Raw genomic sequence first — 25,242 nt, forward strand, 5'->3', positions numbered from 1 at the left:
TACCCCTTTTATATGATTTTTATGCAAAACTCCGGACAGTAACCGGCACAATAACCGCAGAGAATGCAAGATTCCGGATTAACCGCCGCCTTGCCTTTTTGTAAAGTTAGGGCTCTAAACCTGCAGTGTTTAACACATCGCCCGCATCCCGCGCACCATTCCTCTATCATCAATTTTCTCTTCTGGCTTTCCAGTCTCTTCTCGAGCTCCTCAGGAACACGCTTTCCTTCAAAAATCATGGTGTTCGCCAGGACCTCATCTATGGATTTCATGCCGACGGCCACCGAATGCAAATAAGGAATATCAAGCACAAACCGAAAAGCCTTTTCTTTTATTCCTATTAAATTTCCACCTCCCAGGCACTTCATGCCGTATATACCTTTTCCATTTTTATAAGCCTTTTCCACCGCCAGCATCATATCGTTTACGTTTCCGTCCTTTATGCCGATCCCTTTTATGTTTATTATGGGGTGAATGACGTCAATTTCATCCATATCGGCCGCCACATTCACCACCTCTACAGTGTGTGTCGAAACCCCTATCGCTTTTACAAACCCCTTTTCCCTGGCATCGATTAAATACTCCAGAGCCGGTCGGTGGCCTTTTAAAGTCCATCTCGATTCCTGTTCGTGAAGCATGAATATTTCTATTACATCTTTATCCATTTCCTTTCTCGCCTTTTCTACGCTGGCCCTCATGCCGTCGTATGTAAAAGCGTAGGATTTTGAAGAAACCAGCAGTGGACGGTCGGAGTGCTTTAAAGCTTCTCTGATATAAGGATAATTATTGTAAAACTCCGCCGTATCAAGGAAATTTATTCCCAATTCCATAGCGGCCATGATAACTTCCGCCCCTTTTCTTAACGGCAAATTCGCCTGCAGAGGACTTATACTCAAACTGCCAAAACAAAGTCTCGATACTTTAAGGCCGGTATTTCCCAAAACCCTGTATTCCATCATCAAAACCCTTCTTAAAACCAAAAAAATAAAAACTTCGGGCCCATACCCGGAGTATTTCTTTAAAACTTCAGCGACATTCATCTTTGCGAATGCCGCAGCCTTTATAAAGCAGGTTGCCTCGCTCAGTCTTCGTCTAAATAATTTCTCAACAATTCTTCCAGCAACTCGTCTCTTTCCAATTTTCTGATGAGATTCCTGGCATTTTTATAACTTGTTATATACGCGGGATCCCCCGATAAGAGATAACCAACTATTTGATTAATGGGGTTGTATCCCTTTTCCTTGAGAGCTTCGTAGACCTTATGCAAAATCTCCTTCGTATCGGCCGCCTGCTCTTTTTCAACTTGAAATTTCATGGTTTCCTGAAAATTTTCCCCCATTAGATCTCCCTCCCTTTAATGGATATATTCTAGGCCCAGTTAAAAAATCCTCTTTTTAATTCAAAAGCGTGGAAAATTCCACGCTTTTCCTTAAAATATTATTTCTTATTAGCGGTTATTTATTCTACATCCCGCTTATTATACCCGGCACAGACTGTAAAGCCTCTTCCAGTTTGGCTGGATTTTTTCCGCCGGCCTGAGCGAAATCGCTCCGGCCGCCGCCGCTGCCTCCGGCTATCCTCGCTACTTCCCTGACAATTTTCCCGGCATGATAACCTTTTTGAATCAGGTCGTCAGAAACCGTCGCGACGAAATTCACCTTTTCACCGACGGCACTGCCCAGCACTATCAAACCCGATTTCATTTTCTGCCTCAGCATATCGCTCATTCTTCTGAGGTCGTCGATGTCTTTAGCTTTAACTCTAGTAGAAATCACATCTATTTCGTTGATGCGGAATTTCTTTTTTATAATTTCATCCACCTGGAGATTTATGAGATGCTGCTTTAAAGTTTCTATTTCCCGCTCCTGGTTCTTCAATTTCTCCATGAGTTCCTCGATTTTTTTAGTAACTTCCTGAGGCCCCACTTTAAGCAGCGCTGCCGCACTGTTTATAAAGTTCAGGGTTTGGTCCAGGTAATTTATCAAATTCCTACCGGTTACGGCTTCTATACGCCGCAGGCCCGCTCCTATGCTGGATTCGGAAATTATTTTAAACATGCCGATTTCAGCAGTGCTTTTTACATGGGTTCCTCCGCAGAGTTCCTTGCTATAGTCGCCCATGCTCACCAGGCGCACTTTTTCTCCATACTTTTCCCCGAATAGTGCGATCGCGCCGTGCTTCTGGGCTTCCTGGACGGTGGTTTCCTGAATTCGCACCGGCAGATTACCCAAAACGGCTTCATTTACCCTGCGTTCGATCTCATGGATTTCTTCCGGGGTGAGGGCGGAATAATGGGAAAAATCAAACCTCAGTCTGTTTTCATCGACCAGAGAGCCGGCTTGATTTACGTGTTCGCCTAAAACATCTTTCAACGCCCTGTGCAAAAGGTGTGTGGCGCTATGATTCCTGGCTATATTCTTCCTTCTCTCTCCGTCTACCCGGGAGAAAACCGCCTTTTTTATCGTCACGCTACCGCTTTCTATTTTTCCGATGTGATAAATTTTGCCGTCCGGTGTTTTCTGGGTATTTATAACCCTGAACTTAAACTCCTCATTTTCTATTGTACCGGTATCCCCCACCTGGCCTCCGGACTCACCGTAAAAAGGTGTCCTGTCGAGGACCAAAATCACCTCACCCGATTTATCGTCACAGCTTTCTACAGGCTTCTGATCCGATATTATCAACCGGACGAGGCCTTCCGATTCCAGGCTTTCGTAACCCACAAACTCTGTCTGCGGTAGAGGTGCCATTATTTCAAAAAGCCCATCTATTTTGTAGTTCTCTTTCCTCGCCGCCTTGGCTTTTTCTCTTTGCCTTGCCATAAGCTCTTCAAAGGCTTTTATATCTACCTGAAATCCTTTTTCCTCCGCTATATCTTTAGTTAAATCCAGGGGAAAACCGTAAGTGTCGTACAACATAAAGGCCATTTCGCCGGGAACAACTTTTGTTCGTTCTTTTTCAAGTTGCCCGATGCCTTCGTAAAGCATCTTCAAGCCGTCGTTTAAAGTCTCGTGGAACCTTTCTTCTTCAAATCTCACCACTGTCTGGATGTATCCGGCATTCTTTTTCAGCTCCGGGTAGGCGTCCTGCATCAGGGACACCACTTGAGGCACAACTTTGTACAAAAACGGCTCATTTAAGTCCAGTTCCTTTCCGAAGCGGGCGGCTCTCCTCAGGATACGCCTTAAAACATAGCTCCTGCCCTCGTTTCCGGGCACAACCCCGTCGGAGATTAAAAATGTGACAGCCCTGGAATGATCCGCTATTACCCGGAAAGGAAACCCTCTCTCATCTCCATAGTATTTTTTGCCGGTCATGTTTTCAACGAAAGCTATTATGGGCCTTAAAAGGTCGGTGTCGTAGTTGCTGTAAACATTTTGCATTACGGTGGCAATTCGCTCAAGGCCCATTCCCGTATCTATACTCGGTCTCGGCAGCGGCGACAAATTGCCTTTCTCATCCCTGTTGTACTGCATGAAAACCAGATTCCACAGTTCTCGCCAACGGTCACAGTCGCACCTGCCAATTTTGCATTCTGGGGCGTTACAGCGATGTTCCTCACCTCTATCGATATATATTTCACTGCAGGGACCGCACGGCCCCGTGTCTCCCATGCTCCAGAAGTTGTCTTTCTCTCCCATGCGCACGATTCTATCGGCCGGTAGCTTCGCCACTTCCTGCCACAATTCAAAGGCTTCATCATCTTCCCTGTAAATGCTCACCCACAACCTGTCTTTTGGCAGCCCGAGGACTTCTGTCAAAAACTCCCATGCGTAGGATATGGCTTCCCTTTTAAAGTAGTCGCCAAAAGAGAAATTCCCAAGCATTTCAAAGAAAGTGTGGTGCCTTGCGGTCCGGCCCACGCTGTCGAGGTCATTGTGCTTGCCGCCGGCTCGTACACATTTTTGGGAAGACGTGGCCCTTGTAAAAGGCAGCTTTTTAAGGCCCAAAAATACTTCTTTAAACTGGTTCATACCGGCGTTGGCAAACAGGAGTGTGGGATCATTGTGCGGAACCAGTGAAGAACTGCTAACTCTGGTGTGACCCTTGCTTTCAAAATAACTTAAAAACTTCTCTCTTATTTCATTACTGGTCATCATTCCGAAAACCTCCATAAACAGCACTCGAATGAATTATATAGAAAAGGGCCACCATTGTCAACATTTAGTATTTTACTGTATAATGCTGACTATACTTGAAGTATATTTTTTGCTTTTTTCAGCATCTTTACTGGTAAAATGTATCGCCAAAAAACCGAGCCCCATTGCCGCAAGGCCTGAGAACAAAGCAAATACTTCGCGAAGGCGAATTTGCAGCATCTCTGCTCCTTTATACCCAAGGGCGACGCCCACAAGGAAGGCAATTAAAGGCACGACATAAACCATGAAAGTGGCGGTGAGGAGTGCCGCGGTTTCCAGTTCAATCTCAACGGTCTGACCCACTTTCGCATGGACAGGGTTTTTGACCCAAACCTGAAGGGCCTTTTTTTCGGTGCCCACCGCACACCCCCGGCAATGATCGCAGGCTGAAGACCTGAGAATGGACACCTTTGCCTCTTTTCCTTTGCTCTCCACCACGACAGCCCTTTCTCTCAATTTTTCCCCCTCCTATTTTATAAATTTTAAAATTACATCCACCAGTTCTGAAATTTTCTCATCACGCATTTTCGTATCCATAGCCTGGGCCACACAACCCCTTATATGATCTTCTAAGATAATTAATCCCACTTTGTTCAAGGCAGCGCGAACGGCCGCTATCTGTATCAAAATGTCTACACAGTACTTTTCTTCTTCAATCATCTTTTGAATGCCCTTTATCTGACCTTCTATCTTTTTTAAACGCCTGAGCAAATCATCCCTGCTTTCATGATAGGAGCAAGAATTACACTCCATCTCATCGCCTCCAATACCATATAGGGGTATATTAATTATATACTTTTATACCCAATCAGTCAAATATTTAAAATATCTTTAATTACCTCCCCGGCAATGATTAGGCCGGCTACGGACGGCACGAAGGATATGCTGCCTGGAGTGGTGCGGCGGACGGCGCAGTGCCTTGCCGAATCCCGTGGACAGATGCAGTTGGTCTTACACGGATTTGCCTGCCCGTAAGTTTTCAGCGGGGGTTCTGTGGAGTAGACCACTTTAACGCCCCTGTGAATTCCGGCTTTTTTCAACTCCCGCCTCATAATTCTCGCCATGGGGCATACGGTAGTTTCGGATAAATCGGCGACCTTAAATAAAGTGGGATCCAGCTTATTCCCCGCACCCATGGAAGAAATCACGGGGATATTCATTTTTTTGCACCTTATTATAAGGTCTTTTTTTGATTTTATTGTATCAATGGCATCTATCACGTAATCAAGATCCCCTGTTATTATTTTGTCCGCATTATCTTCCGTGTAGAATTCTTTTAATGCTGTAACCTGGGCGTCGGGGTTGATATCCAGTATCCTTTTTTTCATTACCTCTACTTTCGGCAATCCTATAGTAGACTCAAGGGCGTGAATTTGCCTGTTGATATTCGTGAGGCACACCAAATCGTCGTCGACCAGCACCATTTTACCCATGCCCGCACGGGCCAGGGCTTCGGCCGCAAAAGAACCAACTCCGCCAACGCCTATGACCGCTACTTTGCAATTCTTTAGCTTTTCCAGTCCTTCTTTACCTATTAAAAGCTCCGTCCTGGAAAACCTGTGCTGCATTCGTTTCACCCCAAAAAAAATACCCCACTATGCCGTGCTACTGACAGTAAATAGAGACCCCGCTCTAACCAGGTGGGTGTCCTCCTAGATGCTTTATATTTCCCTTCCAAGAGGGCCTATATGCCACATCTAGAGACCGGACTCCCTATGTCATGGTGTTGGCTCTTTACTATGTCAGCTCGCACGCACACAGCAGGGAAGTTATTTGCTTTTTCTAGTCTTTATAATACCACAAATCATGCCTTTTATCAAGGTTACCGTGGTTTCGTCCGGTGCCAAATTCATACATTTTTTATATGAGGATTTTTTATATGAGAAAAGAAATACCGTACTTCCTTGGCCCCGGCAGGCCGAAGTTTTAAACACTAAGGCTATATTTGAACTTTAATATGAACATCCCTCAATTGTTTTGGGTCGACCTCCGCCGGCGCTTCCGTCATGAGGCAAGCCGCATTTTGAGTCTTTGGAAAAGCGATGCAATCCCTTATGCTTTCAAGGCCCAGCAAAAGCATAATCATCCGGTCGAGCCCATAAGCTATGCCGCCATGGGGGGGAGTACCGTATTCGAAAGCACGCAGCAAAAAACCAAAATTGCTTTTGGCCCGTTCTTCGGTAAAACCTAATACTTTAAATATCTTCTGCTGCAAAGAGCTGTCATGTATCCTTATACTGCCTCCCCCCAGCTCAACGCCGTTCAGCACAATATCATAGGCCTTCGCCCTAACCCGAGAGGGGTCCGTCTCCAGCAAAGGTATATCTTCATCCATGGGAGACGTAAAGGGGTGGTGCATGGCCACAAAGCGCTTTTCCTCTTGGCTGTATTCTAAAAGCGGGAACTCCGTCACCCACAGGAAATCCAGCCTGTTTTTATCTATCAGATTCAGGGCCTTACCCAGATAAAGCCTGAGTTGCCCCATGGAAGACAGCACCAGCTCCGGGTCGCTGTCGGCTATGAAAATCAGCAGGTCGTTAGTTTCAGCTCTCATCCTTTCAACAATTTCTTTGATCTTGTCTTCACTAAAAAATTTTGATATAGGAGATTTAATCCCCTCCGGAGTTACATTTATCCACGCCATGCCTTTGGCACCGAATCCCTTAGCCTTTTCAACCAGCTCGTCCACCTGCCGGCGACTGAAGATTTCCCCACCCTTCTTGATGTTAATTCCCTTTACCCTGCCGCCGCCTTTTACGGCCTCGGTGAACACTTTAAACTCACTTTGAGCGGCGATGTCCGAAACGTCCACCATTTCCAGACCAAACCGGATATCGGGTTTATCCGAGCCGTACCTCTCCATGGCTTCTTTATAAGTTATTCTTTTGAAGGGGATTTTTACTTCCCGTCCGGTAGTATTTTCTACCACATATTTTATTAATTCCTCGTTTAGCGATATGACATCTTCCACTTCCACAAAGGACATTTCTATATCCAGTTGTGTAAACTCCGGTTGCCTGTCCGCCCTCAGGTCTTCATCTCTGAAACACCTGGCTATCTGGTAATAGCGTTCCACTCCGGCTACCATCAAAATCTGTTTGAAAAGCTGCGGGGATTGGGGCAATGCATAAAAGTGACCGGGATTCAGGCGGCTGGGCACCAGGAAATCGCGGGCACCTTCCGGTGTGCTCCTGGTCAGCATCGGAGTTTCAATCTCCAGAAAGCCCTGCCCATCCAAAAAATCTCTTATGGCTTTATTTACCCGGTGTCTGAAAGTAATGTTTGAAAGCATCCTCGGTCTTCTCAAATCCAGGTACCTGTACCTGAGTCTTACGCTTTCGTCCACGTTTATGTTATCTTCTATGGGGAAAGGCGGAGTCTTGGCTTTGCTTAAAATCTCCAGCCGTTCCCCCACCACTTCCACATAACCGGTGGGTATTTTAGGATTTACGTTTTCCTCGGGTCTTTTAAATACTTTGCCTTTTACGGCGATGACATACTCGCTCCTGATTTCTTCGGCTTTCTCAAAAGCCTCGGGATACTCGGAATTGAAAACGACCTGTACTATGCCGCTGCGGTCCCTTAAATCGACGAAAATCAAACCTCCCAAATCCCGCCGCGTCTGTACCCATCCCATTAAGCCAACTTCATGACCAGCATCGCTTTCTCTTAAGTTTCCACAGTAGTGAGTCCTCTTTATTTTATGCGTCATAAATCCTCTACACCTTTCTTTATTTGATTTAACAAATAGTCTTGAATATCGTCCAGGCCTACCTTTTGCTGCTGACCCTGCGATAAATTCTTAACTGTAAGGAAATTTGATTTTATTTCTTCTTCCCCGATTAAAATTACATATTTTGCCATTATCTTATCGGCGTACTTCATCTGACCTTTTAAACTCCTGCCCAAATAATCCGTATCCGCGGAAAAGCCTTTTCTCCTCAAATCATAAAGAAGTTTTATGGCCACATCATTATATTTCTCATCCAGAAGGGCTATAAAGATGTCTGTTCTGTCCGGGGGTATATTGAACAGACCCTTTTTTTCCATTATGTTTAACAGGCGCTCAATCCCCATGCCGAACCCCGCCGCGGGTGTAGGCGGTCCCCCGCACTCTTCCACAAGATTATCATAGCGGCCGCCGCCGCAAACCGTGCTCTGAGCTCCCAGGTCTTCGGAAATTATTTCAAATACAGTCCTGGTGTAGTAGTCCAGCCCCCTTACCAGCCTGGCGTCCACCTCAAAATCTATTCCGACAGACGACAGGTGGGTTTTTACTTCCGCAAAGTGGGCTTTGCATTCATCGCAAAGGTAATCCAGGACCACCGGTGCGTCTTCGAGTATCTTTTTACAACCGGGATCCTTGCAATCCAGAATCCTGAGGGGGTTTCTATCCCACCTTGATTTGCACGTGGTGCAAAGAAACTCTTTTTTTTCCTCAAGGAATTCTTTTAAAGCTTTTTTATAACCGGCACGACATGATCCACAGCCTATGGAATTTATTCGGAGACCAACATCCTCAAGGCCCAGTTCTTTTAAAAAGAACATGGCCAGAGACATCGCCTCTACATCCACCTTTGGGCTCTTCGAGCCAAAAGCCTCGATGCCGAATTGGTGAAATTCCCGAAGTCTGCCGGCCTGAGGCCTTTCATACCTGAATCCGGGAATGATGTAAAAGAGCTTGATCGGCAAGGGCATGGTATAAAGTTTATGCTCTATATAAGCCCTTGCCGTGGGCGCGGTGCCTTCGGGCTTTAACGTAATACTTCTTCCCGACCTGTCAAAAAATGTGTACATTTCCTTCTCCACTATGTCTGTGGTTTCACCAACACCCCTTTGAAAAAGTTCGGTGTGTTCAAAAACGGGCGTTCTTATCTCTTTATAGCCGAACCGCCGGCAGATGTCCCGAAATTTGTTTTCCAGGTACACCCACTTGGCCGCCTCGTCGGGCAAGACATCTCTCGTGCCTCTCGGAGCCTGTGTCAGCATGATACCTTTTCCTCCCCGTGCATAATAAAACTCCCGCCACTGATACGCTTATCAGGGGCGAGAGTATTTTCCCGCGGTGCCACCCTGCTTGGATAATCCCACTCGAAAGGTTAACGGTGCTACCGGAAACCCCTACTTCATGTTCAGGGTCTCGGCTCCGGGGTGTTGTTCGGCATCCGTCCCCAAAAAGTGCTCTCAGTCGCGGCACTTTATCCCTGTTGAGTCATCTATGCCTGCTTCCCCTTCTTCGCCTTTACCTTATTTGTTGATAATTATAAAAAATATTAACATGAATGTCAAGATTAGAAACGGGATAATGGGCGATAATTTTGTAACATTGTTATTCTTGATATATTTGGTTAAAATATCGTAACAATACTGTTAATTGAAGTAAAACGCCCATTTTTTTCACAAATTCATAACAAATTCCACATAAACTCAATATAATCAATGGTTAAAATAGAATTTGAAAATCAATAAAAAACAATCGGAGGGGTGTAAAATGGCTCTATTCAATAAAAATAAATACCTGGTGGCTGTACTGCTCGGTTTTACCATCGGCGCAGCCGTTGTGGCCGGCGGTATATTCGCCTACAACCTCATTTATCCTTCTAATTGGGCCAAAGCGGGGATTGAAAATTCTTCACTGTTAAGTTCCCCGGCAACCGCCCTGCCAACAAATATACCCGATATAGTGGATAAGGTTAGCGATGCTGTAGTCTATATCGAGACAACTGCAGAAAGCCCGTCGGCTTCGGATCCCTTCTTTAATGATCCTTTTTTCAAGTATTTCTTCGGCGATAATTTCCGAATCCAGCCGACGCCTGAAATTAGAAAAGGAGTAGGCTCGGGCTTTATAATGAACCCGGAAGGGTATATATTAACCAACGAACACGTCATAGACGGTGCCAATGAGGTCAGCGTCACCGTAAAAGGGTTTGATAAGCCTTTTAAGGCCACAATAGTCGGAAAAGATTTTGACCTGGACCTTGCGGTTCTGAAGATAAACTCCACACAAAAGCTGCCTTATATAACTCTCGGAGATTCCGATAAGATGAAGGTAGGCGAATGGGTTATAGCCATAGGAAATCCCTACAGGCTCGATCACACCGTTACGGTAGGCGTCATCAGCGCAAAAGGAAGGCCCATTACCATCCCCGACCAGTCCGCGGGCAAGACGAGGGCCTATAAAAATCTTATCCAAACCGATGCGGCTATTAACCCCGGCAATAGCGGCGGGCCTCTCATATCCTTGAACGGCGAAGTTATTGGGATCAACACTGCCGTAAATGCCGAAGCTCAGGGCATCGGCTTTGCAATACCAATAAATACCGCAAAAGAAGTTCTGGACGACCTCATGAAAAACGGAAAGGTTACACGCCCCTATATTGGAGTTGGCCTGCAAGACTTGACCAAAGATCTGGCCGATTATTTTAAGCTGAAAGATACCAACGGCGCCATTATAACATACGTTTACCCCGGCAGCCCTGCGGAAAAAGCTGGCCTGCAGAGAGGCGACATAATCCTGGAAATCAACAAGAAATCTATAAAAAGCTCCAGCGACGTCAGCGATATAGTGAGCAAGGCAAAAATTAATGACAAACTCGTTCTCTTGATTTTCAGAAACGGTCAGACCATTTACAAAACTGTGACCGTCGGTCAAAAGCCTTAAATTTGAACCAAAATTGAATAATTTTTAAAAACCGGCGGAACAATCAGGTTTTCCGCCGGTCTTTTTTGGGCTTCCATGTTTTAAAAAAAGTCGATGGTGCATCATTAATCTCATCATCTTGCAATTCCTTTTTTATACTTCTGACCGTCTCAATGTCCAAATTCATATACCTGGCGATTTCCTCGTCGCTGACATCTTCGTTTTCCAGGAGATCATAAATTTCCGCGTAATCCGGGCCGGGATTAAGCGCATTCTTGATTTTCTTAATTCTTTTAACCATACCATCCCTCCATTCCCCGCTCTTATTTTTCCCGTTGAAGGAGATAATATTAGCGCAGGAACGGATTAGTATCTCTTTCTTGACCAATAGTGGTCTTTATGCCATGTCCGGGATAGATTATTGTATCATCTGCCTGTGTCAACAATTTGTATTTTATAGAATTGATCAATTCATCATAAGACCCTCCCGGAAAATCGGTCCTGCCAACGGAACCCGCAAAAAGGGTGTCGCCAGTGAAAATCAGGTTCCCGGTTTTTATGCATATGCTACCGGGGGTATGACCCGGAGTATGAATTATTTCCAACTCCAGGGAACCCGCCGTCAATTTTTCGCCGCCTTTTAATTTTACATCAGCTTCCGGTTGGGTTACGCCCGCTCCAAGGTATTCCGAGAGATTCTCCCGTGAGGAAAGAAGCATTTGTGAATCCTTTTCGTGTATCACAATTCTGGCGCCGGTGGCTTTTTTTATTTCCCGGACGCCCCCGATGTGGTCTATGTGACCATGGGTGAGAATTATAAACTCAACCTTGAAACCCTGACCGCTTAACACATCCAGAATGTCGGCAGCATCACCCCCGGGGTCGACCACAATGGCCTTCCCGCTTTTTTCGTCAGCCAGGATATAGCAGTTTGCCAGCAGCGGTCCTGCCTGCAAGCATTTTAAAAACATGCTGCACCTCCCTAAAACAGTTTTTTGCTATCCAGCAATATGGTGACAGGGCCGTCATTAATTATACTTACCAGCATTTCCGTCTGAAACTGCCCCGTTTCGACGCGCCCGATTTTCTGACGGCACATGTCCACGAAAGTTTCATAGAGGCTCTCGGCCAGTTCCGGGGAAGCCGCCAGGGTGAAACTGGGCCTCCTGCCCTTTCTCGCATCCCCCATTAAAGTAAATTGGGACACTATCAGCACCTCACCGTCTATATCCTGGACGGACCTGTTCATCTTGCCATGTTCGTCTTCAAATATTCTCAGGGACGCAATTTTATCGGCCAGGTAACCCGCGTCCTCCGCTGTATCGTCCTTCGCCACTCCAACCAGCACCGCAAGCCCTCTGCCTATCTCTCCCACGGTTTTTTCTCCAACGCTTACCGAGGCCTTTCTCACCCTCTGAATCACGGCTCTCACATCCACCACCCTCCATTTTATTGATTCATGACTCTTTTAACCTCAAATATTCCGTTGACCCTTCTCAGCTTTTGCATCACGTTTTCCAGGTGCTGCTTATCGTTGATTTCCACCACAAGATCTATTGTGGCAATACCGTTTTTTGAAGCTCGGGCATTAACCGCATCTATGGTGGTTTTCATATCTCCTATGACATTGATGATGTCGGAAAGCATCCCGGGCCTGTCATAAGCCGAAGCCTCAATCTCTACCGGATACGATGTGTCCCGGAAGCCTTCCCACTTCACCTCGATTAAACGCTCTCTATCGTATAGATTATTAAGCACATTTGGGCAATCCTGCCTGTGAATGGAAACTCCCCGGCCCCTGGTAATATACCCTATGATCCTGTCACCCGGCACCGGATTGCAACAGCGGGAAAATTTGATTAAGATGTTGTCGACACCGTCGATTTTTATGCCCCTGTCAACCTTTTTTCTGTCTTTCAACTTTGCATCTGTTTTATCCGCCGCCAGCTCTTCTTTTTCTGGTTTAACGGTTTTTCTGTACTCGTCAAGGATTTTCTGCATGATCTGATTGGGGGTTACACCACCGTAACCTATAGCGGCATACAGGTCTTCTATGCTGGCAAAGCTCATTCTCTTCAACAGGGCGGGCATAAAATCGTACTTTATCAGCTGGTAAATGTCATATCCCTGTCTTTTTGCCTCTTTTTCCAGCAGCTCTTTGCCCCTTGCAATATTTTCATCCCTGCGCTCCTTTTTAAACCACTGCCTTATTTTATTTTTGGCCTGGGTGGATTTTACAATATTCAGCCAATCTCTGCTCGGGCCATTGCTGTGGGCTGAAGTTATGATTTCAATTATATCGCCGTTTGAAAGTTTATAATCCAGAGGGACCATTTTACCGTTAACCTTGGCGCCGATGCACCTGTTCCCCACATCGGTGTGAATTCTGTATGCAAAATCTATGGGACACGAACCCGTGGGTAGGTCGATGACATCGCCTTTTGGAGTAAAGACGTAGACCTCGTCGGTAAAAAGATCTATTTTCAAAGACTCCATAAATTCACGGGCATCCCGCAACTCCCTCTGCCAATCAAGAATTTCCCGGAGCCATGACAGCTTTTTGTCAAATTCTCTGTCGCCCTTATCCCCTTCTTTGTACCTCCAGTGGGCCGCAATGCCGTATTCCGCGGTCTTGTGCATTTCATAGGTCCTTATCTGAATCTCCAGGGGATCCCCCGAAGAGTCAATAACCGTGGTATGGAGGGACTGGTACATGTTGGGTTTGGGCATGGCTATATAATCTTTAAACCTTCCGGGAATGGGCTTCCACAAAGTATGGACCACCCCCAGGGCGGCATAGCAGTCCCGCACCGTCTCCACAATTACACGGACTGCGGTCAAATCGTAAATCTGGTCAAAGGATTTATTCTGTTCCTTCATTTTTTTGTAGATGCTGTAAAAGTGCTTGGGCCTCCCCTGAATTTCGGCGGATATCCCGGCGGAGCTCAACCTCTCCCGCAATACGGAAATCATTCTATTGATGTGTTCTTCCCGTTCTTTTCTCTTCTTTGCAACTTTGTCCACCAGGTCATAGTAATGTTCAGGTTCCAGGTATCTAAAAGCCAGGTCTTCCAGCTCCCATTTTATTTTGGATATCCCGAGGCGATGCGCCAGGGGCGCAAAAATTTCTATGGTCTCAATAGCCTTTTCGCGCTGTTTTTCTTTTGGAAGGTATTTTAATGTCCTCATGTTGTGGAGTCTGTCCGCCAGTTTTATGAGGATAATGCGAATATCCTTGGCCATGGCCAGAAACATCTTCCGCAGGTTTTCCGCTTGCTGTTCCTCTTTTGTTCTGTATTCCAGCTTGCCCAGTTTTGTCACGCCATCCACCAGTAATGCGATTTCCGGGCCAAAGTTTTTCTCAATATCCTCAAAGGTGTACTGCGTGTCTTCCACTACATCGTGCAATATACCGGCGGCTATTGTCGCCAGGTCCAGTTCCAAGTCCGCCAGTATCATTGCCACTTCCAAGGGGTGGAATATGAAAAGTTCTCCGGATATCCTGTGCTGGCCGCTATGGGCATCTTTTGCGAAATCGTATGCCCTTCTGATGAGCGAAAGATCGGCCGAAGCATTATAAGTAAGTATACGCTTTTCCAGTGAAGCCAGTGTCAAATCTTCCACCCCTGATTCATTTAATATTTAATGAGAGAAATAACTTCGTAATTGGACAGGTAATCCCGGCCTTTTAATTCTGTCAACTCAATTAAAAATACCACCGCAGAAACCACTCCTCCAAGCTTTTCAACCAGTTCGATGGTAGAAAAAATCGTTCCCCCCGTGGCCAGTAGATCATCCGCCACTATAACCTTCTGGCCCTTCTTAATGGCGTCCACATGCATCTCCAGGACATCGGTACCGTACTCCAGTTTATATTCCGCTTTTATGGTCTCCCCCGGCAATTTTCCCCTTTTCCTAGCCGGAATAAACCCAACTCCAAGCTCATATGCCAGAGGGGCTCCTATAATGAAACCCCTGGCTTCCGGGCCGGTGATTAATTCAAACTCTTTGTGTCTTATCAGATCGGCCAGAGATTTGATGGCATACCTGTAAGCTTTGCCGTCCTTCAACAGCGTGGTGATGTCTTTGAAACTGATGCCCGGCTTTGGGAAGCCCTCGATTACTCTGATTTTCTCTTTTAAATCCATGTGGTCTCCTCCTAAAATATAAAATTAAAATTTGCGGCTAAACTCCACAACCATATCTCTAATGGCTTTAAGACTTCTATATGTACCGGAATCGTCAAGTTTTAGCTTCCTGTCCTGTTTTTTGTACTTCGTGATGTTAATAAAACCATTCTCCAGTGTAAAATCCAAGATTCCCAATTCACTAAAAATCTTGAAAGAATTTATTAATCCCGCATAGTGTAAATCACCTGTCAGATAATCCTTTAAAACGGCTGTAAACTCCCTCATATTTATCCTGCCGATAAATCTTCCGCAAGTAAATTTGTTAACCAAACCGTAAATCGCTCTAATCCCCTCGAGGTCCGGAAACATTTTTTGACATACCAGCAAGTTGTAGCGCAGATCGTCCCTGTTGAAAATTAAGTGCACACCGGCACCGGGAGGAACGCCCCCCAGTTGCCTTTCAAGAATCTCCACGCCAAAGGGTGTATCATAAAACACGATGTCATCGGCCCAATCATCAAAACACGTTACCATCGGGTTTATTAAAATAACATTTTTTTTACACATTTTTTCTTTCGAAGCGGGATTATAAAAAACGCCCACACTATTTCGCAAATCTTCCATATTCCTCAGGTAAACCAGCAGCCGCCACGCCTGGTAAGGGGTGTTTATAATTACCAGAACTTTTTTATCCTGTTGAAACAACGCTTTAACATAGTCCCTTTTTTTCAGTTCGTTCATCTTTTCTGAAAAAGGTTTTTCATGCAGCACACGCTTTGAATCGACGTGAAAGGTGTCGCTCATTCCCCGACAAAATTTGGATAAAAACCGCTTAAAATAACCCTCCTCAAGCCGGTTCAATAAATCGTCTTTCAGGTAGAGCACCTTCATATCTTTTATGTTTAACTGGGGTTCTACGTATCCCTGCCAGCGGTTTACCTCCAGGTGAAAAGCCAGGTCAAGGGCGGGGGCCAGGTCGAGTTCTTCTTTGCAAAAACCCAGGTTAAAACCTATGGCCGCCAGCGGTTTTTGCTTTTTGCTTAAACTCAATCGCAAATGTTTATCCTCACCGCCCACCGTCTGTATTTTTCGTATGGTTAAATTTCTGCACATGAATACCGGCTTTGGATTGCCGAATCCGAAAGGTTCGAGCAATTCCAACTGCTCAGCAAGTTCCAGGCTTATGTCTTTTTCTTCAAGCTCCAATTCAATATTCAGTTTTGGAGCTATATCCTCGTCTTTGATAAGTTTTTTAGCCAGAGCATTAATTTCTTCCCTGAATTCGCCTATCTCGCTTATTTTTATGGCAAGGCCCGCCGCCTGTTCATGTCCACCGTATCTTAAGAGCCTATGGGATAGCCGGCTCAGGGCGTCAAAAAGATTAAAACCCGGAATGCTCCTCCCCGAACCTCTGCCTTCCTCACCCTCCTCGGCAATGAGGATGCAGGGGCGGTGGTAAAGTTCCACCAATCTGGACGCCACAATTCCTATAACCCCTGGATGCCACTCAGGGCTCGAAATCACTATGACTCTATCTTCATCCAGATCCATGTGGCTGTCAATTTTTTCTCTGGCTTCCTCCAGTATTCTGGTCTCTATGGATTGCCTCTCCTGATTTACGTGCTCAAGAGTCCTCGCCAGTTCCAAAGCCTCGATTTCATCTTCCGTAAGCAAAAGTTTTACCGCCACATTGGGATCAGAAATCCTCCCTGCCGCATTCAGCCTGGGAGCCAGCATGAAACTTATCTTCCTTGCATCAACAGGAGCATCCTTTAAATTTAAAACAGAAAGCAGGGAGGAAAGACCCTTATTCCGTGTATTTTCAATGGCTTTAATTCCGTTTTTTACAATTATTCTATTTTCATCGAGGAGCGGCACTATATCCGCCACTGTTCCCAGGGCGGCCAGATCCAGATATTCCTGTATAGACTTAAAATCCATGTCCATCAGTGCGTGGGCCAGTTTTAATGCAACTCCCACCCCCGCGAGGTTTTTAAAAGGGTATTTACAGTCCCTTCTTTTGGGATCAACTACGGCCGCCGCTTTCGGTATCGTATCCTGAGGCTCGTGATGGTCGGTTATAACCGTATCTATTCCCAATTCTCTCGCAAACTCCACTTCTTCAAAGGAACTTATGCCGTTGTCCACGGTTATTATTAGTGTAGCACCGGAACCGTGAATTTTTTTTACGGCTTCTTTGTTCAGTCCGTATCCCTCATCCAGCCTGGATGGGATATAATAATCCACCATTGCACCCATTTTTCTTAGAAGCCTTACTATCAAGCAGCAGCTTGTTATTCCGTCTACATCGTAATCACCGTAAACCGTTATCCTTTCGCTGTTTGCGATTGCCTTTTTAATCCTGGCTACGGCTTTGTCCATATCTTTTAAAAGCATCGGGTCATACAGGTAATCCATCCTGGGGTCCAGGAAACGGTTTAGCTCCTCCCGGGTCTTTATACCCCTGTTTTTTAAAAGTTGCAGTATTACCGGATGAAGCCGGCTGTGGCTTATCTGGACATCCGCCGGCAGATTCACTTGCCATTCGTAATCGCTTTCTATAGTAAACATCAAAAGCCTCCGAATTCTTATCTTGGGAACACACAATTAATTATAAACCAAATGACCGGTTATATCAATAAAAAAGACAACCGGTTAACTACCGGTCGTATCTGGGCTTTGATCCACTTTGCCGTTTTTTCCATCTTGAGAAATGTGATTCAGTCTCTCATTTTGAAGATTCATTCCCCGATATTTTTCATTTTCTTCCCTGAAGGTTTTGTATTTCCTTTTCAAACACAAGAATGAATTGCATATATTAGACCCCTACTCACATATTTTATTTAAAATACTTCTATGTTTTTTGCTGATTCCTGCATGACTAGAGCAGCTGGCCACTTTTCCTGGCCGCATCCAGCAGAGCCTCTCGATTGAGTTCATCAACTATAAACAACTTGCCTTTGGCAGCCTGAGTAATTTTCACAAGGCAGTCTCTATTCGGTTGAAGACCTATACAGCAAAAATTAATATTTTTTCTGGAAATTCTGGTCGCGGCATTTATGGCATCCTGTACCGGATCGGCCGTCCAAAGGGAAACTGTTGGAATCCCATCTGTTATCAGTATTATAAGAGGGTTTTTTAAATGCCTGGAGCTCAAATATGAAAGCCCCCTGTCTATAGCCAACGCCAGAGGGGTAAGGCCGGTGGAAATAATGTCGTTAAGGCCTTTTTCCAGTGTATCGAAATTTTTCGTAAAGGGTACGAATACCTTGACATCTTTCTCCTGAAATGCCAGCACGCTAACCCTCCGGTGTGATTTTAAGATGAGGTGTTTGGCCAAAAACTTGGCGTTCCTCAGACGGTATCCGGCCATGCTGGCGCTGGCATCTATTATAAGACATACATCCTGATTAATTTTAGGGTAATGTTTTACGGTCACAAGGTCGCACTTATTTATGCTGAAGGCTTCTTTCTCATGATAGCATCTGACAAGAGAGTTTTTAACCGTTTCCACTACATCCAGTTCTTCTATCCAGTCCGTTGAGTCGTAATTTTCCCTTACGGTACGCCCTCGTTTTATCTGTTTTTCCTTTTTGGCGGTGTAGGCGATGTTTAGGCCGGTATCATTGTTCAATCTCGGCAATCTCTTAATGGATTTTTTCAATATCGATTCCAATTGTTTGTAGTTTAAATTAATATATTCATGCAGTTTTTCTCCATCCCTCGTCAAACGATACCGGTTCTGACGCTTATTCAGAAATTGTTTGCGCTCCATGTAGCTTATAATATCCACAAGATCGGCGTATTTTCTTTGTAAGTTACATACTCCCCCGGCCGAACTGGCTTCTTTCACGATAGTGTCCAGGATCTCCTTAATTTCACTTAAACTTCCGAATTTATCGAGCAGCTCCACCGCTTCTCTGGCCATCCGCTCCTCGTTGTATTTTGCCGCGTTTTGCTTGAGATATGAATCGAAATCCGCAGAATATGGGGACATATCCATGGGAGTGTTGCCAAACTCGTGGACTATTTTTTCAATTTTTCTCAACTCTATCTTCTGTTCCCTTAAGGCTTTTTCCACATTATCTATCAAAAAAAAGATGAAAGCAAGTTCATCATCCGGCAAGAGTATAGCCAGGTGAACATGGTTCAAATGGTCTTTTTTCAAGCTCTCGGATAAACCATAGTCTAGACTGCCTGAAAGCCTGCCTCCTCCACCGCCGGTCTGGATGTCTATATAATCCACCAGATATGAAAGCGGGCTTAATTCAATATGTTTTTTAAGGAATAAAGCCAATTTTTTAACATCACATACGGCAATCTGGTGAAATAAATCAATATGGACTATTTCATTTTCTTGAAAACGATTGTAAAATACTCTTCCGGCATCGGAATTCACTACTACATGAACCACTTCAGGACAGTTGGGATATATGGAATGGACCTTCCTGCTGACAACCGCGGTCTGACCAACCCTGACGCCCCTTTGCCTTAAAAGTTCCATTTGAAGTTTTTCCACAGGAATCATCAGCCGAGTTCCTCCTCGGTCTTAACATATTCCGTGATATCCAGTTCCTTGATCGGTAAGGCCTTTTGAGGAGGGGCTTTTATTTCTACATCTTTAGGGTCTATGCTCCTGGGGGAGGGATTTTTGCTTTTTGATTTAAAACCGTTTTTCAGCCGGGATAACAATTGCTCAAAACCGTTAAAAAATTTGTCCTGCATCTTTCGAGAAGCCATTTTTTTGTTTTCACCGGCTCTCCTGGAGGTTGAGGTCTTTGTGGATTCATCTTCTGGCAGAGGCTTTGTCGCCTTGAGACTTTTCTCCTGCAGGCTTTTTGATTGCTCCAAACTCTTTAAAATGTCGTTCAATGTTTTGGCGTCGGTCCTGTGGCGCAGAGCGTACCTTGCGACAAAAATCACATCGTCAATGTCGGGTGTTTTCCTTAACAGTGCCCCTCTTAAGTTTACCCCCAGTAAAATTGATTCGATCCCCCGCAGGCTTTCAAGGCCGAAGTTCACATATAAAGAAGCCAGCAAGGAATGTATATCGGCTGCAGGAACAAAATTGTTTATTATTTTTTTCGCTTCCAGGAGCATTTTCATTTTTTCTTTCTCAGAACGGGAATCGACTGGCAAATGCTGTTCATCTAATATCCGTTTTATATAGTCTACATCTACGGGTCGCTCAACATTCACCGCAAAATCAAATCTGTCGGAAAGCTGCCTGCGAATTTCCTCAAGCGGACCTGGATCTTCATCGGGGTTGGAAGCGGCCCAGACGCTGACCTGTACCGGTATTTCCACAGTGGGCAGCCCGACTTCTTCGATCTGAAGACGGCCGGGCTTCGTTCCCATTACATCCAGCAAGATATCCGCCAGTTCCGGTGATGTATCGGCTATTCGATTTATTTCGTCTACAAATATAATTCCCCTGTGGGCCTTTGGAATAGTACCCAAGAGAAGCGCGGCTTCAGGGTGTTCTTTAGAAGATAATTTTTTCAAATCTATGCTTCCAACCACTGTACCTTTTTTTGCCGAAGGAGAAATTTCTAAAAACGGCATATCAACAATTTCAACCCCAATTTTTTCTATCTCAGCAGGGGTGAGATGGCTGTGTTCAGGGCAGTGGGGTTTTTTGGGGTCACAATTGTATAAACAGCCTCTTATCCTTTCAATCTTAGGCAGAATTCCCTTTGATGCACGAATTATGGTGGTCTTCCCCGTTCCCCTCAAGCCCTCGGCGTGGATGTGTACCGGAACCCCGCTTAAAGTCCCCAGTATGGATATGTCGATTATATCGAAAAGAGAGCTGTTGCCCTGATGTCGTATGAGTTGAGAATATTTTTTCATGGTTTATCCCTCTCGCTGTTTCATTTTTTACTTTGAATTCTTATAAATATTTTCTCCGAAAGGGTTTTTTTTAATTAAAAAAGAGGCCTTTTTAAGCCTCTTTTTCATCAGTTTTTTGATTTAATTTTTTTTCCAGTTCTTCCAGCCGTTTTTTTACCTCGTCCAGTTCCGCCTTCCTTACAAGGTTCATGGAAGAAATTATATTCTCTACCTGTTCCTGAACTTTCAGCTTTAACCTCTCTCTTTCTTCTTGCATCCTGTTAATTAAATTATTCAGCGTCTCCCTGCCTTCATCTTTAGACAATTCGCCTTTTTTGACAAGCTCCGCCACAATCTCTTCGGCCTTTTCCTTAGTGAGTGATGCAAGGCCTATGCCTGCATAAAACAATTCTTTTAACACCTTTTTCCACCTCTTTCAGGCTTTTAAGGGCTTTGGTTTTTCTCTCAACATACCCCATAGGGGGCTTGCTATAAATATTGACGAATATGTGCCGCTTGTTATACCTACGATAAGGGCCAGTGTGAAGTTTTTTATGGTTTCTCCTCCAAACAGGAAAAGGGCAACAATAGTGATCAAGGTTGTCAGCGAAGTATTAATCGACCTTGCCATGGTCTGCACAATGCTGAGATTTGCCACATCGTTAAACGAAGTTTTTCTCATCAATTTTAAGTTCTCTCTGATCCTGTCAAACACCACGATGGTGTCGTTGATGGAATAACCTACTATGGTGAGGAGAGCGGCCACAAAGGTGCTGTCCACAGGGATCTGAAATATGGCGAACAAGCTTATCAATATCAATACGTCGTGAATTAATGCTATTATAGCCGCCACCGCCGATTTAAACTCAAACCTGAAGGTGATGTAAATCAACATACCTATATTGGCGATGATTAAAGCTATAATCGCCTGCCGCTGGAGTTCCCTCCCGATCACGGCATCGACTTTATCAGCCCTTTCCAGTTCCAGCCGGGGCCATTTTTGTTTCAGCGCCCCGGTTATTTCACCCACCTGCTTATTTGTCAGGTAAACGGTCCTCACTATCAATTCCTGCTTGTTATCGCCGGCTTTTTTTACATCAAAGTCTTTGAGATTAAAGGTGCCCAAAATCCCCCTCACTTCTTCCAGGTTATAAGGCTGGTGTACGCTGTACTGGAGTATGCTGCCCCCGGTAAAATCAATACCCCAGTTCAAACCGCCGTACATGACCAGAGAAATGATGCCTAATGCGATTATTGTGAGAGATATCCCAAACCAGAGCCATTTTTTCTCCATTATTTTATATACTTTCACTTTTTTCACCTCTTATGCGCCGAATAATTTTTTATTTGTGAAGAGCCCGGTATTTATCAGATTCTTCAATAACACGCGAGTCACCACAATTGCCGTAAACATACTGGTGAGAATTCCTATAATCAGAGTTACAGCAAATCCTTTAATGGGGCCCGAACCAAAATACAGAAGTACCACCGCCGCTATTATTGTGGTAATATTTGAGTCGAGGATGGTGGTCATTGCCCTGTGGAATCCGGCGTCCACAGCAGCCCTCAGGGTCTTGCCGTTTCTAAGTTCTTCCTTTAACCTTTCAAAAATCAAAACGTTTGCATCCACGGCCATTCCGATGGAAAGTATAAAGCCGGCTATGCCAGGTAATGTAAGCGTAGCCCCGATAGCCACAAAAATCAATAAAACCAGCATCACGTAAATCAGAAGCGCAAAATCTGCAATCAGGCCGGGCAAACGGTAATAAAATAGCATAAATAATAAAACCACTATGACTCCAATTTCACCCGCTTTAATGCTTTTATTCAGAGAATCGGCCCCCAGCGTGGGTCCAACGGTCATAACCTGTCTTTGTTCCAGGTCCACGGGCAGGGCGCCGGCGCGTATTAATGTCGCCAGTTCCCCGGCTTTGTCGATATTCGGAAGGCCTTCGATTACCGCTTCTCCTCCTGTTATGACGTCCCTCACAAATGGAGCTGAAATCACCTGTTGATCCAGTTTTATGGCTATTTGCTGGTTTAAATATTTTTTAGTTGCGTCCGCAAACTTTTTGGCCCCTTCCGAATCCAGCTTAAGACTTACCATGGGTTCGTTCCGATTTCCGTACACGGCTTTTGCATCCCTCACGTTGTCCCCAGTTAGTATTACCCTGCCGTCGGGGCCAATGAATTGAAGAGAAGCCGTTTTGCCGATGATCTCAAGAGCCCTTTGGGAATCCTTAACCCCCGGCAATTCCACCCTTATCCTGGTATCTCCCTGTCTTGCGATTAGCGGCTCGGCTACCCCAAGCTGGTCTACCCTGCCCCTTATGACTTCAACGGCTCCGTTCATTTTTTCGCTCGTTACAGTTTCACCGGGCTTTGGTTTGGCTTCCAGCAATACAGAAACACCGCCCCGCAGGTCAAGCCCTAATTTTATTGCATCTTTTATGGGCACTACCTTATATCCCGCCACTTGAAAGCCGACTAACAACGAATAGGCTAAAAACGCTGCCAGTGCTATCACTGCTGCGATTTTAAGAATACTTTTTGTTTTTAGATCCATTTAGAAACTTCCCCCAATCTCCTGCATATTGCAGCTTTAATTATATCCCTCGGTTTGAGAGGTTGTCAATAATTGCGGAAGGAGCAATTGGTTCCGAAACACCAAAAATATAGGATGCCGAAAAATAATAAAAGGGCCTCCTGGGGCCCGGGGTTACTTATCTTTTTGGCATACCTGGTTTGCCACAGTGCACGAAGTTTTGCACGCCGACTGGCACGAAGACTGACATTCACCGCAGCCTTTACGAAATATGGAATCTTTTTGATTTAGATTTCCTTTATGTATCAAAATCACATGCCGCAACGCCGGTTCCTCCTTTTTTAATTTCTTAAAGAATTATAACACAAAATTTCCAGGTTGAAAAGCTCAATTTAACAAGGAAGAAATCGTAACAAATTTATATCCTTTTCCCGCCAGATTTTTTATGATTATTGGAAGTGCTTTCAATGTCTTTTCTTCCTCAGGATGAAATAGGATTATGGAGCCGTTTCTGGTTTTTTTCAAAACCGTCTCGACAACTTGTTTATAATCCACATCACTCAAATCTTCGGAGTCCACAGACCACAGCACGGTTTTGTAACCGAGTAAACTTGCCGTTTCTACCACGTTTTTATCGTAACTGCCGGCCGGAGGCCTGAAAATTGCCAGGTCTCTCCCGGTTTTCTCCCTATACTTGTTTTCCATATCTTTTATCTCTGCTATTATTTCTTCTTCGCTGAGGCCCTTTAAGTTCTTAAAATTATTCGTCAGGTTTCCTATTTCATGCCCCTTTGACAGGAGTTTTGAGAGGGCCTCCTGATTTTTTTCCATCCAGTTGCCCGTAACGAAAAAAGTTGCATTTACCGAATACTGTTCCAGAATGTTCAGCAGTTTATCGTAGTCCCCGCCGGGCCAAACGGCGTCAAAAGTTATGGCTATTTGTTTTTCTTCGCCGTCACCGCTGTAAACCAAATCAACGCCGGTAGACATTGCGGTCAATAGTCTCCTCATTCCGCCCGTGTAGTTATTATAAGCATAAAATCCAAGGACGGCAAGTAATAGCAATAAAATTACTCTAATTCTGAATTTTGCCGTCCTGATTTTAATCCCTTTCATCTTATCCCCTCCTACAAATTTACTCCCAGCGCTCCGGCCACAGCTCCCACCGCAAATCCCAGGGCCAGGTCAATCATTGCCTGAAATCCGAAATTCGCAGCCGGCCCGATAAAAAGCCCGGCTATCAGGAGAATTGCAACGTAAAGAATGCCTATTAACCCGCCATGAAGCCAACCCATGTACTCTATATCCCTCGTGGCATTTACTCCGCTGACAACTATACTTATGGCGCTGAGGGCAATCACAGAATGGGGGATAATGCTTTCGGTAATCTTTGTGAAATATAGTACACCGCCCAGGAGCAAGAAGAAAAACAGGGTTAATAAATACGCATTAACGACGCCCTTGATGATTTTAATATAGTTCAGGCCCTTTTTGCTCTTTAATGAAGTTTTCATAAAAAATCGACCTCCTTTTTCTAATACTCTATTTACCATAGGAGGTCGAATATGACAAAAAGCAGAAGAAAATCTTCTGCTTTTTTATTCCGTCAATCGCTTTTTTCGTTTCGCTTTAGAACATTGCCTATGGCGGAGCGAGTCACTTTGATCTTCAGTTTATCCCCCACTTCAAGGGTGATCACGTCGTCCTTGATGTTGAGTATGCGACCGTAAATTCCACCTATGGTTATGATGTCGTCACCTTCTTTTAGGCTTGCCAGCATGCTCCTGCGGTCCCTTTCTCGTTTTTGCTGGGGCCTGATTATCAAAAAGTAAAAAATCGCAAAGATAAGTATCAGTGGCCCAAACTGCTGTAAAAAAACTGCCGGATTCAAACTCTGATCCCGCCCTTTCTTTATTATTCTCAATTATTTAATTCTATAAAAAAGCAAAAAATCCT

At 44.8% G+C, this 25,242-nt stretch carries 24 protein-coding genes, 1 other RNA gene and 1 other annotated feature; of the genes, 1 reads left to right on the forward strand and 24 read right to left on the reverse strand.

Features of this window, described 5'->3' with window-relative positions:
- Nucleotides 1–8: 8 nt before the first annotated feature.
- The 9 genes from ACKX14_RS01640 to hisS all read right to left on the reverse strand — a co-directional run bounded on the left by ACKX14_RS01640 (nucleotide 9) and on the right by hisS (nucleotide 9,128).
- Nucleotides 9–956, reverse strand: coding sequence for an aldo/keto reductase (locus ACKX14_RS01640; protein WP_422444078.1), 948 nt, complete (start codon nucleotides 954–956; stop codon nucleotides 9–11).
- Between the two features lie 125 nt (nucleotides 957–1,081).
- Entirely contained in the window at nucleotides 1,082–1,339 is a 258-nt protein-coding gene (locus tag ACKX14_RS01645) for an IreB family regulatory phosphoprotein (protein ID WP_422444002.1), read from the reverse strand.
- A gap of 124 nt (nucleotides 1,340–1,463) precedes the next feature.
- Nucleotides 1,464–4,100 (reverse strand): alanine--tRNA ligase, encoded by a 2,637-nt coding sequence (alaS, locus tag ACKX14_RS01650; RefSeq protein WP_422444004.1) that lies wholly within the window; start codon nucleotides 4,098–4,100, stop codon nucleotides 1,464–1,466.
- A 72-nt stretch (nucleotides 4,101–4,172) separates the two neighbouring features.
- Complete coding sequence (locus ACKX14_RS01655) at nucleotides 4,173–4,595, reverse strand: SoxR reducing system RseC family protein (RefSeq protein ID WP_422444006.1); 423 nt, start codon at nucleotides 4,593–4,595, stop codon at nucleotides 4,173–4,175.
- Between the two features lie 12 nt (nucleotides 4,596–4,607).
- The gene (locus tag ACKX14_RS01660) at nucleotides 4,608–4,892 is read right to left on the reverse strand and encodes a metal-sensitive transcriptional regulator (protein ID WP_422444008.1); all 285 of its coding nucleotides are present in this window, start codon (nucleotides 4,890–4,892) and stop codon (nucleotides 4,608–4,610) included.
- Nucleotides 4,893–4,951: 59 nt separating this feature from the next.
- Nucleotides 4,952–5,707, reverse strand: a complete 756-nt coding sequence (locus tag ACKX14_RS01665; protein ID WP_422444010.1) for a tRNA threonylcarbamoyladenosine dehydratase — start codon at nucleotides 5,705–5,707, stop codon at nucleotides 4,952–4,954.
- 17 nt (nucleotides 5,708–5,724) lie between these two features.
- Nucleotides 5,725–5,909, reverse strand: a non-coding RNA gene (gene ssrS / locus ACKX14_RS01670) — 6S RNA.
- Nucleotides 5,910–6,078: 169 nt separating this feature from the next.
- Entirely contained in the window at nucleotides 6,079–7,851 is a 1,773-nt protein-coding gene (gene aspS, locus ACKX14_RS01675) for an aspartate--tRNA ligase (RefSeq protein ID WP_422444012.1), read from the reverse strand.
- On the reverse strand, nucleotides 7,848–9,128 hold the full coding sequence (gene hisS / locus ACKX14_RS01680) for a histidine--tRNA ligase (protein WP_422444014.1): 1,281 nt from the start codon (nucleotides 9,126–9,128) through the stop codon (nucleotides 7,848–7,850). Before hisS ends, aspS begins: the two co-directional genes overlap by 4 nt.
- A gap of 50 nt (nucleotides 9,129–9,178) precedes the next feature.
- Nucleotides 9,179–9,385: a binding site (T-box leader), on the reverse strand.
- A gap of 245 nt (nucleotides 9,386–9,630) precedes the next feature.
- Here hisS and ACKX14_RS01685 point away from each other — a divergent pair.
- Nucleotides 9,631–10,800 carry a S1C family serine protease gene (locus ACKX14_RS01685; protein WP_422444016.1) on the forward strand — a complete coding sequence of 390 codons (1,170 nt, stop codon included), beginning with the start codon at nucleotides 9,631–9,633 and terminating at the stop codon, nucleotides 10,798–10,800.
- A 43-nt stretch (nucleotides 10,801–10,843) separates the two neighbouring features.
- Here ACKX14_RS01685 and ACKX14_RS01690 read toward each other — a convergent pair whose 3' ends face one another.
- The 15 genes from ACKX14_RS01690 to yajC all read right to left on the reverse strand — a co-directional run bounded on the left by ACKX14_RS01690 (nucleotide 10,844) and on the right by yajC (nucleotide 25,177).
- Nucleotides 10,844–11,080: a hypothetical protein gene (locus ACKX14_RS01690; protein ID WP_422444018.1), complete on the reverse strand. Its 237-nt coding sequence runs from the start codon at nucleotides 11,078–11,080 to the stop codon at nucleotides 10,844–10,846.
- Between the two features lie 49 nt (nucleotides 11,081–11,129).
- On the reverse strand, nucleotides 11,130–11,750 hold the full coding sequence (locus ACKX14_RS01695; RefSeq protein WP_422444020.1) for an MBL fold metallo-hydrolase: 621 nt from the start codon (nucleotides 11,748–11,750) through the stop codon (nucleotides 11,130–11,132).
- 11 nt (nucleotides 11,751–11,761) lie between these two features.
- Nucleotides 11,762–12,211 (reverse strand): D-aminoacyl-tRNA deacylase, encoded by a 450-nt coding sequence (dtd, locus tag ACKX14_RS01700; protein ID WP_422444022.1) that lies wholly within the window; start codon nucleotides 12,209–12,211, stop codon nucleotides 11,762–11,764.
- Between the two features lie 17 nt (nucleotides 12,212–12,228).
- Nucleotides 12,229–14,394, reverse strand: coding sequence for a RelA/SpoT family protein (locus tag ACKX14_RS01705; protein ID WP_422444024.1), 2,166 nt, complete (start codon nucleotides 14,392–14,394; stop codon nucleotides 12,229–12,231).
- Nucleotides 14,395–14,414: 20 nt separating this feature from the next.
- Nucleotides 14,415–14,927 (reverse strand): adenine phosphoribosyltransferase, encoded by a 513-nt coding sequence (locus ACKX14_RS01710; RefSeq protein ID WP_422444026.1) that lies wholly within the window; start codon nucleotides 14,925–14,927, stop codon nucleotides 14,415–14,417.
- A 24-nt stretch (nucleotides 14,928–14,951) separates the two neighbouring features.
- Nucleotides 14,952–17,480 (reverse strand): single-stranded-DNA-specific exonuclease RecJ, encoded by a 2,529-nt coding sequence (gene recJ, locus ACKX14_RS01715; RefSeq protein ID WP_422444028.1) that lies wholly within the window; start codon nucleotides 17,478–17,480, stop codon nucleotides 14,952–14,954.
- Between the two features lie 310 nt (nucleotides 17,481–17,790).
- Nucleotides 17,791–19,437, reverse strand: coding sequence for a vWA domain-containing protein (locus tag ACKX14_RS01720; RefSeq protein WP_422444030.1), 1,647 nt, complete (start codon nucleotides 19,435–19,437; stop codon nucleotides 17,791–17,793).
- On the reverse strand, nucleotides 19,437–20,762 hold the full coding sequence (locus ACKX14_RS01725; RefSeq protein ID WP_422444031.1) for a magnesium chelatase ATPase subunit I: 1,326 nt from the start codon (nucleotides 20,760–20,762) through the stop codon (nucleotides 19,437–19,439). The genes ACKX14_RS01720 and ACKX14_RS01725 overlap by 1 nt, the downstream gene beginning before the upstream one ends.
- Before the next feature lie 91 nt (nucleotides 20,763–20,853).
- On the reverse strand, nucleotides 20,854–21,162 hold the full coding sequence (locus ACKX14_RS01730; protein WP_422444033.1) for a phasin family protein: 309 nt from the start codon (nucleotides 21,160–21,162) through the stop codon (nucleotides 20,854–20,856).
- A gap of 15 nt (nucleotides 21,163–21,177) precedes the next feature.
- Nucleotides 21,178–22,053: a protein translocase subunit SecF gene (secF, locus tag ACKX14_RS01735; protein WP_422444034.1), complete on the reverse strand. Its 876-nt coding sequence runs from the start codon at nucleotides 22,051–22,053 to the stop codon at nucleotides 21,178–21,180.
- 12 nt (nucleotides 22,054–22,065) lie between these two features.
- On the reverse strand, nucleotides 22,066–23,307 hold the full coding sequence (secD, locus tag ACKX14_RS01740; protein WP_422444036.1) for a protein translocase subunit SecD: 1,242 nt from the start codon (nucleotides 23,305–23,307) through the stop codon (nucleotides 22,066–22,068).
- A gap of 153 nt (nucleotides 23,308–23,460) precedes the next feature.
- Nucleotides 23,461–23,610, reverse strand: a complete 150-nt coding sequence (scfA, locus tag ACKX14_RS01745) for a six-cysteine ranthipeptide SCIFF (RefSeq protein ID WP_422444038.1) — start codon at nucleotides 23,608–23,610, stop codon at nucleotides 23,461–23,463.
- Nucleotides 23,611–23,673: 63 nt separating this feature from the next.
- Nucleotides 23,674–24,402, reverse strand: coding sequence for a polysaccharide deacetylase family protein (locus ACKX14_RS01750; RefSeq protein WP_422444040.1), 729 nt, complete (start codon nucleotides 24,400–24,402; stop codon nucleotides 23,674–23,676).
- Between the two features lie 11 nt (nucleotides 24,403–24,413).
- The gene (locus ACKX14_RS01755) at nucleotides 24,414–24,800 is read right to left on the reverse strand and encodes a TIGR04086 family membrane protein (RefSeq protein WP_422444041.1); all 387 of its coding nucleotides are present in this window, start codon (nucleotides 24,798–24,800) and stop codon (nucleotides 24,414–24,416) included.
- Between the two features lie 92 nt (nucleotides 24,801–24,892).
- Entirely contained in the window at nucleotides 24,893–25,177 is a 285-nt protein-coding gene (gene yajC / locus ACKX14_RS01760; protein ID WP_422444043.1) for a preprotein translocase subunit YajC, read from the reverse strand.
- Nucleotides 25,178–25,242: the final 65 nt, after the last annotated feature.

The sequence above is a fragment of the Thermorhabdus hydrogeniformans genome (assembly GCF_049310025.1).
Classification (GTDB): domain Bacteria; phylum Bacillota; class Thermosediminibacteria; order Thermosediminibacterales; family Tepidanaerobacteraceae; genus JBJYKD01.

Excerpts from the sequence above, each read along its gene's own strand:
- alaS (WP_422444004.1), bottom strand. The coding sequence starts at position 4,100 with ATGATGACCAGTAATGAAATAAGAGAGAAGTTTTTAAGTTATTTTGAA.
- aspS (WP_422444012.1), bottom strand. The coding sequence starts at position 7,851 with ATGACGCATAAAATAAAGAGGACTCACTACTGTGGAAACTTAAGAGAA.
- hisS (WP_422444014.1), bottom strand. The coding sequence starts at position 9,128 with ATGCTGACACAGGCTCCGAGAGGCACGAGAGATGTCTTGCCCGACGAG.
- ACKX14_RS01710 (WP_422444026.1), bottom strand. The coding sequence starts at position 14,927 with ATGGATTTAAAAGAGAAAATCAGAGTAATCGAGGGCTTCCCAAAGCCG.
- ACKX14_RS01665 (WP_422444010.1), bottom strand. The coding sequence starts at position 5,707 with ATGCAGCACAGGTTTTCCAGGACGGAGCTTTTAATAGGTAAAGAAGGA.
- ACKX14_RS01725 (WP_422444031.1), bottom strand. The coding sequence starts at position 20,762 with ATGAAAAAATATTCTCAACTCATACGACATCAGGGCAACAGCTCTCTT.
- ACKX14_RS01755 (WP_422444041.1), bottom strand. The coding sequence starts at position 24,800 with ATGAAAACTTCATTAAAGAGCAAAAAGGGCCTGAACTATATTAAAATC.
- ACKX14_RS01640 (WP_422444078.1), bottom strand. The coding sequence starts at position 956 with ATGGAATACAGGGTTTTGGGAAATACCGGCCTTAAAGTATCGAGACTT.
- ACKX14_RS01685 (WP_422444016.1), top strand. The coding sequence starts at position 9,631 with ATGGCTCTATTCAATAAAAATAAATACCTGGTGGCTGTACTGCTCGGT.
- recJ (WP_422444028.1), bottom strand. The coding sequence starts at position 17,480 with ATGTTTACTATAGAAAGCGATTACGAATGGCAAGTGAATCTGCCGGCG.
- ACKX14_RS01660 (WP_422444008.1), bottom strand. The coding sequence starts at position 4,892 with ATGGAGTGTAATTCTTGCTCCTATCATGAAAGCAGGGATGATTTGCTC.
- ACKX14_RS01720 (WP_422444030.1), bottom strand. The coding sequence starts at position 19,437 with ATGATTCCTGTGGAAAAACTTCAAATGGAACTTTTAAGGCAAAGGGGC.
- secD (WP_422444036.1), bottom strand. The coding sequence starts at position 23,307 with ATGGATCTAAAAACAAAAAGTATTCTTAAAATCGCAGCAGTGATAGCA.
- ACKX14_RS01690 (WP_422444018.1), bottom strand. The coding sequence starts at position 11,080 with ATGGTTAAAAGAATTAAGAAAATCAAGAATGCGCTTAATCCCGGCCCG.
- ACKX14_RS01695 (WP_422444020.1), bottom strand. The coding sequence starts at position 11,750 with ATGTTTTTAAAATGCTTGCAGGCAGGACCGCTGCTGGCAAACTGCTAT.
- ACKX14_RS01750 (WP_422444040.1), bottom strand. The coding sequence starts at position 24,402 with ATGAAAGGGATTAAAATCAGGACGGCAAAATTCAGAATTAGAGTAATT.
- ACKX14_RS01645 (WP_422444002.1), bottom strand. The coding sequence starts at position 1,339 with ATGGGGGAAAATTTTCAGGAAACCATGAAATTTCAAGTTGAAAAAGAG.